The organism is Flavobacterium ovatum (assembly GCF_040703125.1).
GTDB classification, from domain to species: Bacteria; Bacteroidota; Bacteroidia; order Flavobacteriales; family Flavobacteriaceae; genus Flavobacterium; species Flavobacterium ovatum.
The window spans coordinates 1-12929 of the sequence record NZ_CP160035.1 but is presented as its reverse complement, the minus strand read 5'-3'; the positions used below and the strand labels follow the sequence as shown (position 1 = coordinate 12929).

General features: G+C 35.0%; 12 protein-coding genes. 1 reads left to right on the top strand and 11 read right to left on the bottom strand.

Features of this window, described 5'->3' with window-relative positions; all coding sequences use genetic code 11:
* Window positions 1–26: 26 nt before the first annotated feature.
* From ABZP37_RS00060 to dapF, 5 genes are all read right to left on the bottom strand, one after another.
* Window positions 27–668 (bottom strand): peptidoglycan-binding protein LysM, encoded by a 642-nt coding sequence (locus ABZP37_RS00060; protein WP_366184620.1) that lies wholly within the window; start codon window positions 666–668, stop codon window positions 27–29.
* 98 nt (window positions 669–766) lie between these two features.
* The gene (locus tag ABZP37_RS00055; RefSeq protein ID WP_366184618.1) at window positions 767–1657 is read right to left on the bottom strand and encodes a DUF2279 domain-containing protein; all 891 of its coding nucleotides are present in this window, start codon (window positions 1655–1657) and stop codon (window positions 767–769) included.
* A gap of 32 nt (window positions 1658–1689) precedes the next feature.
* Entirely contained in the window at window positions 1690–2730 is a 1041-nt protein-coding gene (gene mltG, locus ABZP37_RS00050) for an endolytic transglycosylase MltG (RefSeq protein WP_366184616.1), read from the bottom strand.
* Window positions 2731–2748: 18 nt separating this feature from the next.
* Window positions 2749–3294 carry a GNAT family protein gene (locus tag ABZP37_RS00045; RefSeq protein WP_366184614.1) on the bottom strand — a complete coding sequence of 182 codons (546 nt, stop codon included), beginning with the start codon at window positions 3292–3294 and terminating at the stop codon, window positions 2749–2751.
* 24 nt (window positions 3295–3318) lie between these two features.
* Window positions 3319–4101 carry a diaminopimelate epimerase gene (gene dapF, locus ABZP37_RS00040; RefSeq protein WP_366184613.1) on the bottom strand — a complete coding sequence of 261 codons (783 nt, stop codon included), beginning with the start codon at window positions 4099–4101 and terminating at the stop codon, window positions 3319–3321.
* Between the two features lie 241 nt (window positions 4102–4342).
* On the opposite strand from dapF, the gene ABZP37_RS00035 reads away from it, so the two are divergent.
* Entirely contained in the window at window positions 4343–5743 is a 1401-nt protein-coding gene (locus ABZP37_RS00035) for a Do family serine endopeptidase (protein ID WP_366184611.1), read from the top strand.
* A gap of 930 nt (window positions 5744–6673) precedes the next feature.
* Here ABZP37_RS00035 and ABZP37_RS00030 read toward each other — a convergent pair.
* The 6 genes from ABZP37_RS00030 to dnaA form a co-directional block, all read right to left on the bottom strand.
* Window positions 6674–7555 (bottom strand): SDR family oxidoreductase, encoded by an 882-nt coding sequence (locus tag ABZP37_RS00030; RefSeq protein WP_366184609.1) that lies wholly within the window; start codon window positions 7553–7555, stop codon window positions 6674–6676.
* A 74-nt stretch (window positions 7556–7629) separates the two neighbouring features.
* Complete coding sequence (locus tag ABZP37_RS00025) at window positions 7630–8757, bottom strand: methionine aminotransferase (protein WP_366184607.1); 1128 nt, start codon at window positions 8755–8757, stop codon at window positions 7630–7632.
* A gap of 14 nt (window positions 8758–8771) precedes the next feature.
* Window positions 8772–9494 carry an SAM-dependent methyltransferase gene (locus tag ABZP37_RS00020; RefSeq protein WP_366184605.1) on the bottom strand — a complete coding sequence of 241 codons (723 nt, stop codon included), beginning with the start codon at window positions 9492–9494 and terminating at the stop codon, window positions 8772–8774.
* A gap of 134 nt (window positions 9495–9628) precedes the next feature.
* Window positions 9629–10684 (bottom strand): beta-agarase, encoded by a 1056-nt coding sequence (locus ABZP37_RS00015; protein WP_366184603.1) that lies wholly within the window; start codon window positions 10682–10684, stop codon window positions 9629–9631.
* Window positions 10685–11010: 326 nt separating this feature from the next.
* Window positions 11011–11478: a low molecular weight protein-tyrosine-phosphatase gene (locus ABZP37_RS00010; protein ID WP_366184602.1), complete on the bottom strand. Its 468-nt coding sequence runs from the start codon at window positions 11476–11478 to the stop codon at window positions 11011–11013.
* A gap of 8 nt (window positions 11479–11486) precedes the next feature.
* Complete coding sequence (gene dnaA / locus ABZP37_RS00005) at window positions 11487–12914, bottom strand: chromosomal replication initiator protein DnaA (protein WP_366184600.1); 1428 nt, start codon at window positions 12912–12914, stop codon at window positions 11487–11489.
* Between the last annotated feature and the right edge of the window lie 15 nt (window positions 12915–12929).

Below are 12929 nucleotides of genomic sequence, written 5' to 3'. Positions count from 1 at the left end.
TTTTTTATATTTTGTAGTCTGTAAGTCTAGTTCAAACTAACAACTGCATTGTTATCGGCAACAATAAAAGAAGTGTCATAACCTCCAAAAGCTTTCATGTAACTTCTAACAGAAGTTCCATAAGCATCTCTAAGGTATCGAGTACCATTACTTCTAAAGAATTTTTTAACTGACCCAGCACCACCTAAATGGGCCGCAGCAAGTATTCCTGATTCTGTTACCTGAATTCCAGCAACTACTTTGCCTTCATATTTTTCAATAATATCACGTAAAAGCCATTTGTTTTTTGCTAAAAGCGCCACAAATGCCTTTTCTTGCATTTTTGGGCTACTTAAAAATTGAGGGCTGTTCTTAATTCCGATTGTTTTTAAGGTTTCAACACCAAATTGGTATTTACCTAAATAACCTAACGTATTAATTTTTTTGTATTTACCTTGAGATTCTTTGAAACCGATTGCTTCCTTGAAACCGATAAATAAATTCCCTGTAAAAGGAATGTTCAAATTGGTGTAATCTTCTTGTTCTTGTGACGGATATAAGTACTGAGATCCGTCTGGATTTTTTATTAGAAACCAATGATTAGAATCAATTTTAAGAGGTTTAAAACCTGCGCTTAAAAAAGCTACAATAATCGCTAAACTTGTATAAAAATACCATTTCTTTCTCATAAATTGTTTTTCTTCAGAACGCTGTCACCATCTGAAATTTCTACGGTGCAAATATACAACTTTTTTTATAAAACTGAAAATCAAGCTGTTAAACTTAGTTAAAAGTGGAGGAGATGGACCCTAACTGACTCGTTAGCTGTTAATTCTATTGTAGGTGCGGGGATTTTTATGCTGTTAAAAACGGAGAAAAAAGTTTTTAAAAAGTGCGATTTTGTGTCTATTTTCGTTAGGTCAACGTCTAAGCTGAGGTAAAATTGTCTTTTTTGGATGCTATTTACGTCGCTTAATATGTAAGGTGTTTCTTTGTTTCCAGTAATCATTCCGTCTGCTCCAAGTCCAAAAGCTAGGTTAAACCACTTAGGTATTTTGGTGTTTTTGGCAAAAGAATGTAAATTGATTGATAACCAATAAGTTTGGCCATTGTAGTCTTTTAGTAATTGTTCTGTAAAAGTACTTCCTAAAACATTAGAACGCTGTTGTGCATAAACACTTTTTTGAAAGGAAAATTTAGGAATGATACGTTGCTCTTTCCATAATAGTTCTTGCGAAACATACAAAGCTGTTCCGGAGGCATTGGCTATTACATCTCCCATGGACGCGCCCCATTCGCTAGAAAAACCGTCCAATACTTCGACAGCAGTCAAAAAGGTAAAACCCAATCCTGCTCCATAAATCAGTTGCTCTTTTTTGGTGGCACCGCTCCAGTCTAGTAATTCGGCTCCCATTCGTCCCATTTGGTAGGAAGTGTAGCTGTGGCCGAGTTTATCCATTTGCAACCATTCCTGATTGTCGTTTATAAAATGGAATTTTGAACGAGGATAATCGGCATACCACAATTGATTCAAACCTATTAGAGCTGTTGTTACCGCCAAAGCTTCTGTAAGTATGACCGCATTTTTGCGCTTAATATTGAGGCTATCCGCAGGTTTTAGAAAAGTTGAAATTCTGTTTTGTGAATAAGAAGAGAAAGCTATGATTCCTATAAACACAAAACAGAAGTGTTTTTGTTTACAGTTCAAAACTATCTTTTTACGCCTTGACTGTTAATCCAATTGGAATATTTCTTTGCATTTTGATTATGCTCAGATAAAGTAGCAGCAAACTCATGGTATCCAAAACGTTCGACACTAGCGCAGAAAAAGATATAATCATGCTTTTCAGGGTTTAGTACCGCTTCCATGGCTGTAATGTCTGGCATAGCAATTGGTCCTGGAGGAAGCCCAACGTTTACATAAGTGTTATAAGGAGAGCTCATCCTAAGATCATTGTAGAATACTCTTTTGATTACTTGGTCGAAATCATTTGAATTCTTTTTAATAGCATATATGACCGTTGGATCTGCTTGTAGTGGCATTCCCAGTTTTAATCGGTTTAAGTAAACACCTGCAATACGAGGACGTTCATCTTTCTTAACAGATTCTTTATGTACGATAGAGGCTAAGATAGTGGCTTCAACAGGAGTAAGGCCTTGTTGTTTGGCTTTGGCAATACGTTCATCCGTCCAAAATTTACGATATTCCTTTATCATCTTGTCTCTAAACTTTACCGCTGAGGTATTCCAGTAGAATTCATAAGTGTTTGGAATAAACATCGCAAAAACGGTTTCTTCATTAAAGCCATTTTCTTTCATAAATACTGAATCTTTAATCGTTTTAAGTAACGAGATACTATCAGCTTCTATTTGAGAGCTTACTCTTCCAGCAAAATTCTCTAATCTCTCTTGATTGTTGAATGCTAATTTTACGGGGACATTCAGGAATAATGTTTTAACTAATTCGTAACTATTCATTCCTTTGGTAAACAAAAAACGTCCTGCTTTTACATTCGCTGGATAGTTGCGTTTGTTTGCGACCATTTCAAAATGATCCATATTTTCAACATAGGTTGCTATGATTGCTTTTGCAGTTTTGTAATTGGCATTAGTAGGAATATGAATGTAAACTTCATTTTCGGAGAACTTGGTGTTTTCTGCAAAAATTTGTCGTACTAAAATAAAGCCATATATGATTAATCCTGAGATAATAACAATAGCGGAGATCGAAATGATTTTCTTTAGGTTCAAAATTTGAGATTTAAATTGCTACGTCAGTTCGCTGGCGTCCGAGTTTATTAATTGATACATTCCTTCGTCTTTATAAACTCCATTTATAAGATTCCAGTCTTTTTTAATTCCAATACATTCAAAGCCAAATTTAGTAAAAAGAGCTTTACTTGGTTCGTTTTCTTCACTAATATTTGCATACAATTGATGCAAATTAAGGTGATGAAAAGAATAGTTTATTAAAAGGGCTAATGCTTCCGAACCAATGTTTTTTTTCCGATGGCTAACTCCTTGAAGGACAATTCCAATACCTGCTTTGTTGTTTTTTGGGTCAAAATCAAAAAGGTCAATTAATCCAATAGCGGGGAAATCTTCATCCTGACAAATAGCTAAACGCAATTGTTTGGCTTCATATATATCTTGTTGTGCGTTTTCTAAGTATTGCCGAATTAAAAAACGACTGTATGGTGTTTGAGTGCTGCTCACTTCCCAAATACTTTCGTCATTTTCCATCGCATAAACAAACTCCAAATCATTTGGTTCTAGAGCACGTAGGTAAATGTTTTTTCCTTTTAAGGTGATCATTTGGGAGGTTTTAGATTCAGACTTTTAGATCGTCACAGTACCACCAAAAACAAATTTGGCAGGCCCAATTAAAAATACATTAGTATATAGATTGTCTTTTTTGTCAAAAGAAACTGCTAGTTTTCCACCTTCCACATTGATGTTGATGGCCGTAGCATTTGTTTGTCCCGTGGCGTTCATCGCTATTGCTACAGCAGTTGCTCCAGTACCACAAGCCAAAGTTTCATCTTCTACACCTCTTTCATACGTTCGTAATGAAAAAGTTGTGTTATCTATTTTTGTAACAAAGTTGATGTTGCTACCTTCTTGACCATATAAAGAACCGTACCGCAAAGCCGCTCCATTTTCTTTTACATTATAATTTTTTAAGTCGTCTACCAATTGCACATGATGTGGAGAACCCGTATTCAAAAAGGAATAATCAGGAGTATTGTTGATTTGGTTTACGTCAATCATCTGTAAAGAAACGATTCCTTCAGGACTTACGCTCGCATGGTGTAAACCGTCAATAGCGTTAAAAGTTGCAGTGTTATCAATAACCTTCATTTTTTTTGCGAAAGCCACTAAACATCTACCACCATTACCGCACATGGTACTCTGGTTTCCGTCTGAGTTGTAATACACCATTTTAAAATCAGTTACAGGGTCGTTTTCTAATAAAATGAGTCCGTCGCCACCAATTCCAAAGCGTCTATCGCATAAATGAGCAATAAGTTGGGTGTTTTCTTTTGGGAAAGTTTCCGTACGATTATCAATCATTACAAAATCGTTTCCTGTTCCTTGATATTTATAAAATTCTACTTGCATTTTTTTATTCATTTTCAATACAAAAGTACAAATTATACCAAATGTATTTATGTTTTAATCCAAAGAGTTCTGGGATAATACCGATGTAATATAAAAACACTTCAATGCAATGGAAATAAATTGAATATATGATCAATAATATTAATGAAAAGTTAAGCTGCGTTAAAGAGCGTTAAACTTTTATTTAGTAAATACTTTTAGTGTTAAATTTACGGTACAAATTAATGTAAATTAACTTATTATGAATAGAATTTCACAGCTTTTTCTGGTTTCACTGATGAGTGGAGCTACTACTTTGGGAGCTTACAAATTATTTTTTGATAGCAACGCTCCTTTTTCTTTAGATAAAAAACCATTGACAACCTTAATGAATAATTCCTATAATCGAAATGTAGGTTTGTCCGCAAATGTGTTGGATTTTACTGAAGCAGCCGAAAAGACCGTCCACACAGTAGTTCACGTAAAAAACGTATCGCGTAGAACGGTTTCAAACCCTATGCTTGAATATTTCTATGGATACAAAGGAGGTCAATCTCAAGAACAAATCGGAACAGGATCTGGTGTAATTATTTCAGAAGACGGTTATATTGTAACCAATAATCACGTAATTAAAGACGCTTCTGAAATAGAGATCACATTGAACAATAAGAAATCCTATAAAGCCAAACTGATTGGAACTGATTCTAAAATGGATATTGCATTGTTGAAAATTGATGCTAATGAAAAGTTACCTTATACCTCCTTTGGAGATTCAGATAATGTAAAAGTAGGCGAGTGGGTACTGGCTGTGGGGAATCCATACAATTTGACCTCAACAGTAACAGCAGGAATTGTTTCTGCCAAAGCTAGAAATTTGGGTGATAACGGAATCCAATCGTTTATTCAAACAGATGCGGCCGTGAACCCCGGAAATAGTGGAGGTGCATTAGTAGATACACAAGGAAACTTGGTTGGAATTAATACTATGATTTCATCAATGACAGGTTCTTACGTTGGGTATTCTTTTGCTGTTCCGTCTAATGTTACTCGTAAAATCGTTGAAGATATAATGGAATATGGTAATGTACAAAGAGGGATTTTAGGTGTAGAAGGTGGCGAGTTAAACGCTATGGCTTCTAAGGAATTGGGTGTTAACCAAACTGAAGGGTTTTATATTAACAAAGTGACCAAAGATTCAGGGGCCGAAAAATCTGGTTTGCAAAAAGGTGATATTATTGTCAAATTAGACAGTCAAAAGATCTCCACATTTGCCGATTTATCGGGTTATATCAATACTAAACGTCCAAGTGATAAAGTATTAGTTACTTATCTTAGAGATGGAAGAACTAAATCAGCAACCGTAACTTTGAGCAAAAATGAATTCTTCTCTACTGAATTCAAAGGAATCGAATTGGAGAATCTGGATGCTGTCGACAAAAAGAAATTCAAATTAGATTATGGTGTGAAAATCAAGTCTATCAACAATGAAAATTTGGCACAGTATACCGACGAACTAAAAGGAAATATTATTTTGAGCATCGATAATGTGAAGGCTACCAATGTTGAATCTGTTTCTAAATTGTTAAGCAAAAAGGATGAAAATCAAAGTATTCGATTGGAAATGGTCAATAAAAATGGCGAAGTAATTAGAATTATTATTTAATAACTCCTTAAAAATCATCTTAAACCAACTTTTTTACCAAAGTTGGTTTTTTTATAAAAAAAAGTCATAATAAATTTTACGAAATCGTTTGAATAAAGTATTTTTGCAGTCGATTTAATAAATATGGCGATGTTTTGAATCATCAAAAAGTTAAATACAAATATCATTCACTTACAGGTTGGGACTGCTGTAGTTAAATTTTTAGTTTTTAGTTTTTAGTTCAAGTTTCAGATTAAGGTTTATAGCAGTCCCTCCTGATTTTATAGAAATCCATCTCATTGTGAGTTGGATTTTTTTTTGGAGCATTTCGTTTTGAGTCATAAGTACGTTTCGTCCTGCTCTATACTATATCTATTGTTTAGGCTATCGCCTCACAATAGGATACTCCCGACGCTTCGGGACGATCAGGGCTGTTTTAGATGATTTTTTCAAAAGACTATTTGTAAAGATCAAAAATCAAATTCAAAAATCAAAATATAATTGTAATTTCAAAATCATTTAGCCGGACGGTTTGTCGTTCTGAAAGAATCTCACACAAGGAGGTAGAATGTATTTCTATAAGTTTGATTAAGCTTGAGGAATGATGCTATAGGTGGTTAACGCCCCAGGTAGTAGCGGCAGCCCCGACTGAAAAAGGCTGTTTTTTTACGGGAAGTATAGAGAGGCTGGAGGAAGCTCCTGTAACGACCTAGTGGAAAAAGCGTTTTGAAAGAGGGCTATAGTCCCGAAGTCTCGGAACTGGATTAGGAGCGAAAAAACTAAATCGCATAAAAAAAGGACCATTTATAATGATGTTTTATTATTTTGGTTCTTATAGTATTGGCGTGAAACAGTTAGTATTTTAATTTACCATTAATATTGAGCTAATTAAAAATTTACTCAATCTTAATGGTTTAATGAAGAATTTAAAATATTTAAATAATGTTCTTTTTATTTACTTTTCTTAGCTTTAATCATCGCTTCGAGTTGATCCCAAAGTTCTTCAGGAATCGCTTCGAGTAGGTTGAATTGTCCAGCACCTTTTAGCCATTCTCCGCCGTCAATCACGACAACTTCACCATTGATGTATGCCGAAAAGTCGGAAACTAGATAAGCAGCCAAATTTGCTAATTCTTGGTGATCGCCTACACGTTTTAAAGGAACTTTCTTGGCCATGTCAAATTTTTCAGCCAAATCACCTGGTAGTAATCTATCCCAAGCTCCTTTGGTAGGAAACGGACCTGGTGCGATGGCATTGGTACGAATCCCGTACTTTGCCCATTCTACAGCTAGACTACGTGTCATTGCTAAAACACCTGCTTTGGCAGTGGCAGAGGGTACGACATAAGCTGATCCTGTCCATGCATATGTAGTTACGATATTAAGTACGGTAGAATGTTCTTGTTTGCTTTCTATCCAATGTTTTCCAAAGGCCAATGTACAGTTTTTGGTTCCTTTAAGGACAATATCAATGACGGTGTCAAAGGCGTTGGATGATAATCTTTCGGTTGGCGAAATGAAATTTCCTGCTGCATTGTTGAGTAATACATCTACTTTTCCAAAGGCTTTGAGTACTTGTTGTAGCATTGCCTCTACCTGTTCGTAGTGCCTTACGTCACATTGTAGTGGTAAGCAGGTCCCACCAGTAGCGCTTTCAAGTTCTGATGCAGTGTTTATTAGTTTATCTAAATCACGGGAAGTAATAGCTACTTTAGCTCCTAATTCTAGGAAATATTGAGTCATGGCTTTTCCTAATCCACTTCCGCCACCAGTAACTACAATCACTTTGCCTTGGAGCGCATCATCACGTAGCATTTTATTTTTAAAATTCATATCCTTAGCTTTTTAGTAAAAATAGGGAATTTAAAGTTACTATGCGTGCATAGTAAAAATATTTTTGTGTTAAATTATAAAGTAATTAATCTTTTGGTAGCAGCTTCAAGTGTTTCATCTGTTTTGGCAAAACAAAAGCGGATGAGTTTGAGGTCTTTCCCATTGGCGCAGAAAGTTGAGTTGGGAATGGCAGCAACGCCAAATTCGCTAACGAGTCGCTTGCAAAAATCCACATCGTTTTCATCTGAAATAGCGGCATAAGAGACCACTTGAAAGTAACTGCCTTCGCAAGGGAGTAATTTGAATCGGCTAGGGGCAAGAAGTCTTCTGAAATAATCACGCTTTTTTTGGTAAAAAGAAGCAATTTGATCTAAATCAACTACATCTAAATATTGACTAATAGCAGCCTGAGAAAGACTATTCACGCTGAAAACTAAAAATTGATGTACTTTTTTGATTTCGTGCATCAGATTTTCTGGAGCAATAAGGTAGCCAACTTTCCAGCCTGTAATGTGAAATGATTTGCCAAAAGAGGAAGCGATTATAGAACGTGAAAGTATTTTTTTACGAGTATTTGCTGAAATATGTTTCTGCTCAAAAGTGATGTATTCGTATACTTCATCAGATAGTAATAATATGTTTGGGTTTTGTTCTAGAATATTTTCTAATTCCTCAATGTCTGTTTGGGTGAAGATTCTTCCCGTAGGGTTGTGAGGGTTATTGATGATAATCATCCTAGTTTTTGATGAACACGCTTGATGAACAGCTTTCCAATTGACGGTGTAATCATCATTTAGTGGAATACGAACAGGAACCCCTTGGGATAATAAAATAGACGGTTCGTAGGAATCGTAACTTGGATCGAGTACAATAACTTCGTCTCCTGTTTTTGTTATGGCTTGTATAGCTGTAAAAATTCCTTGTGTTGCTCCAGCTGTTACTAATATTTCCGTAATTGGGTTGACTGTTCGGTTGTATTGTTTTTGAGTTAAGTCTGCTATCTTTTTCAATAACGGCGGAAAGCCAGCCATAGGAGTGTATTGATGTACATCTTCATGAACTAGCTTTGCTGTAATTTGGATTAGTCTGTCATCTACAGGGAAATTAGGAAAACCTTGCGATAGATTAATTGCTTGGTATTCTACCGATAATTGTGACATAACCGAAAAAATACTAGTACTGATATTGGGAAGCTTACTCATTTATAGAACCAAAATTACATTTTATGAATAATGAAAATAGTTGGTCGTTTGTGTAAATCGATTATTTCCTTTTTCCAAGCGGCAATTTTTTTTGTTTTGATGAATTCCGTTGGTAAAGTAATATCTGTGGCAATACACAAATATGTCTCTGGATGCAAGGTTTGAATTAAATCTTCCAGTAATTTATTGTTACGATAAGGTGTTTCGATAAAAATTTGCGATTGATTTTTTTCGAATGAAGTTCGTTCTAATAATTTGAAACTTGCTTTTTTTTCATCCTTTTCTATGGGTAGATAACCATGAAAAGTAAAGCTTTGTCCGTTCATTCCTGAAGCCATCATAGCTAATAAGATTGAAGAGGGGCCAACCAATGGGATAACCTGAATACCTTTATCATGTGCGATTTTTACAATTACAGCTCCTGGGTCTGCAACACCTGGACAACCAGCTTCGCTCATTAATCCCATGTTTTTACCTTCTAATAATGGTTTTATGAAATCCAAATGTTCTTTGGTTTCGGTATGCTTGTTTAATGCAAAAAGTACTAGATCGGATTGTTTTTTTTCAGGTTGTACTTCTTTGATTGATTTTCGAGCTGTCTTTTCGTTTTCAACAATATAATAGTCAATTAAGTCTATCGCTCTTTTTATAGTTTGTGGTAAAACATCCATTGGGTCACAGTCTCCCATGGTAGTTGGGATTAAGTAGAGTTTTCCTAGGTTATTATTGGGCTTCATTATGCTTATTGTTTTATCTGTAAATGAAATGCAAAGAACGGAATTTAATCACTATTTGCAATGTGGGATTAACTAAAAAAAAATCCTATTTGGTTTTACTCAAATAGGATTTTTAATGTTTGTGTAAACTAAAATTATTTATTTACTGGTTTGAAAATACGGATCCAATCAATTTTCATGGTGTGACCGTCAGTATCTTTTATCTCTTCATCTGTAGGGGTGCAACCAATGCCAGCTCTCCAGTTTTGGTCTTCCATGGTGAATAAAATATCCATTGGTTTATTTAAACCAGTTCTACTTGCTGTTTCTTTTGTTGGTGAAGTGTAGCTTTTAGGGTCAATTCCGTCCTTTGAACCTGATGTGTCTAAACTGTTTGTTGATTGTACAAGTACACCATCGATGTAGTATTCTAGCTCAGTTGGGCTTTTCCAATAAACTCCATAACGGTGGTAGGCATCTGACCAATCTCCAACTTTAGTATCCGTGTACCAAGTTGTGACATCTGCTGGTTGGTAATCTTGAAACGGGGACCTAATAAATACATGGTGGCTTAAATGAATAGTCTTTGAGAACAGTCTTCCTCCGGTCACATTATTTCTTGCTGCTTTTCCGCCCCAGGCTTCCATGAAATCAATTTCTTGTGTATCATCAGGACTTAACATCCAGGCGCCAGAAGTGTTTACGCTATTTGCGATTTTAATTCTACTTTCAATATATACAGGATATACTATTTGTTTATTAGATACTACTGCACCTAATCGGGTTGCTTTTCCGGTAATAGTTGCCCCTCCGTAATCGTAATCCTTGGTTTCTCCACTTAGGCGTGTTGTGATCAGTTTTAAAACACCGTCTACTATAGTGACATTTTCATGTTTCCATTTAGTTAATCCTGGACCATCCCAAGCATTATGGTAGAAGTTAGTCCATTTGCCATCTCCAAAAGTAGTTTTTGAACTAGAGGTGGCGTAAGTATATTCAAAATCATCTGACATGTCGGTCTGAAATTCCCATTTTTTTCCTGTTCCAGCATCGGCGGGTACAGCTATTAACTTATAGTCAGTTACTTCAGGAGTTGGTTTTGGAGTAATTAGAACTGGTGGTGGCGCTGTTATTTCAGCTGAATCTTTTGTGCAGGAATTTAAGTTAAAACTTAATGGTAGTAATAATAATAGAAATGTTGTTGTTTTCATAATAGTTAATTTATAAACTTTTTTGGTTTAAAACATAGTGTCAGAAGTAGACTTTATGTTATTCGTATGTCTTACGAGTAGGTCAAAGCAAAGTTAAGATTATAAATTATTGATGAGTATTTATAGCGGTTTTGTTGAGGTGTTCAGAACCACATTTATATAGATTTAAACTAGACAAAAGTAGTAATCAATATATTTTGAAGGTTTTGTCTTGCAAAAAAAATAAAAATGAGGTTTGAGTTTTGTGAATTTGTAGAGGTGAAGAATAATTTGTTGCAATCAAAAAAAAGGCATATTTTTTATATAAAAAAAACTACAGCTGTTTTTTAAGGATGCTCTGATATTAATTTATTAGCAATTATATCACAAGCTTGATCTAGCATTTTGTAAACTAAATCAAAGCCATTATTTGTTCCATAATAAGGGTCTGGAACATCTACTTTTTCATCAGGGAATAATTCGTCCAAAATCAGTTGCACCTTGGAAGTGTGTGTTGAATTTTGAGATAAAGCAATAATGTCATCGTAATTTGAACTGTCCATAACGTAGATATAGTCAAAGTCTTCAAAATCTTTGATTTTGAATTGTCTGCCTTTTTGATTCGAGATGTCGAGTTTGTTTTTCTTTGCGACTTCAATTGAACGTTTGTCTGGAGAATGACCGATATGCCAAGATCCGGTCCCTGCTGAATCAACTATGAATTTGTTTATAGGTAGTTTAGAGGCTAAAATGCCTTCTGCTAAAGGGGAACGACAGATGTTTCCTAAACATACCATTAAAATTTTCACAGACATAAGTATCTCTATAGTGTTAGTTTTTTATGAATATCGTCAACAAATTTCTTGAATTGTTTGTCAGTTGCAACTAAGTTATCCACTGTTTTACAGGCGTGCAACACAGTAGCGTGGTCACGGTCTCCAATTTGAGAGCCAATATTTGCTAATGACGCTTTGGTGAATTTTTTAGCAAAGAACATTGCCAATTGTCTTGCTTGAACAACGTGTCTTTTTCTAGTTTTAGATTGTAAGGTTTCTAAGTCCAATTGGAAATAATCAGAAACTGTTTTTTGAATGTAATCAATAGAGATTTCTCTTTTTACATTTTTCACAAATTTCTCTACGACACTTTTAGCAAGTTCGATCGTCACCTCTTTTTTATTGAAAGAAGATTGAGCAATCAAAGAAATAATAGCACCTTCAAGTTCTCTAACGTTAGATTTGATGTTACGAGCTACATATTCAATAATATCTTCTGGGATTTCAACACCATCACGATAAAGAATATTTTTTAAGATTGAGATTCTAGTTTCGTAATCTGGTTGGTGTAATTCAGCTGATAGTCCCCATTTGAAACGAGATAGCAAACGTTGTTCGATATCTTGCATGTCAACAGGAGCTTTGTCAGAAGTTAATATAACCTGTTTTCCGTTTTGATGTAGATAGTTGAATATATGGAAAAATACATCTTGAGTACCTGTTTTTCCAGATAGAAATTGAACATCGTCAATAATCAACACATCAATCAATTGATAGAAGTGAATAAAATCATTTCGGTTGTTCTTTTTGACGGAGTCAATATATTGTTGTGTGAAAATTTCAGCTGAAATGTATAAAACTGTTTTTTCAGGGTATTTGTCCTTGATTTCTACACCGATAGCGTGTGCTAAATGTGTTTTACCTAATCCAACACCTCCAAAGATTAATAGCGGATTAAAAGAAGTTCCACCTGGTTTATTGGCGACAGCCATACCTGCTGAACGAGCTAATCTGTTAGAATCTCCTTCAAGGAAATTGTCAAAACTGTAATTTGCGTTTAGTTGAGACTCGATTTTTAAATTACGAATGCCAGGAATTACAAATGGATTTCTTAACTCTGGGTTTAAATTTTTTAATGGAGCATCAACTTCTTGCGGTTTCATGGGAACTCTATTGGCGCTTGGTAACTGTTCCGTAAACGGTTGTTTGTTACCATAAGTGTTTTCCATTTTGATTTTATAGAGTAACTTTGCGTTTTTCCCAAGTTCTTTGGTTAGGGCGACTTTTAATAATTTCACATAGTGTTCTTCTAGCCATTCGTAAAAGAATTTACTAGGAACTTGAATATAAAGCGCATTATCGGTAAGTTCAACTGACTTGATTGGTTCAAACCAAGTTTTGTAGGCTTGGTCTTGAATGTTGTCTTTTATAAAAGACAGACAGTTTTCCCATACTGATTGTGCAGTTTTGTTCATAAATTCTATGTAATT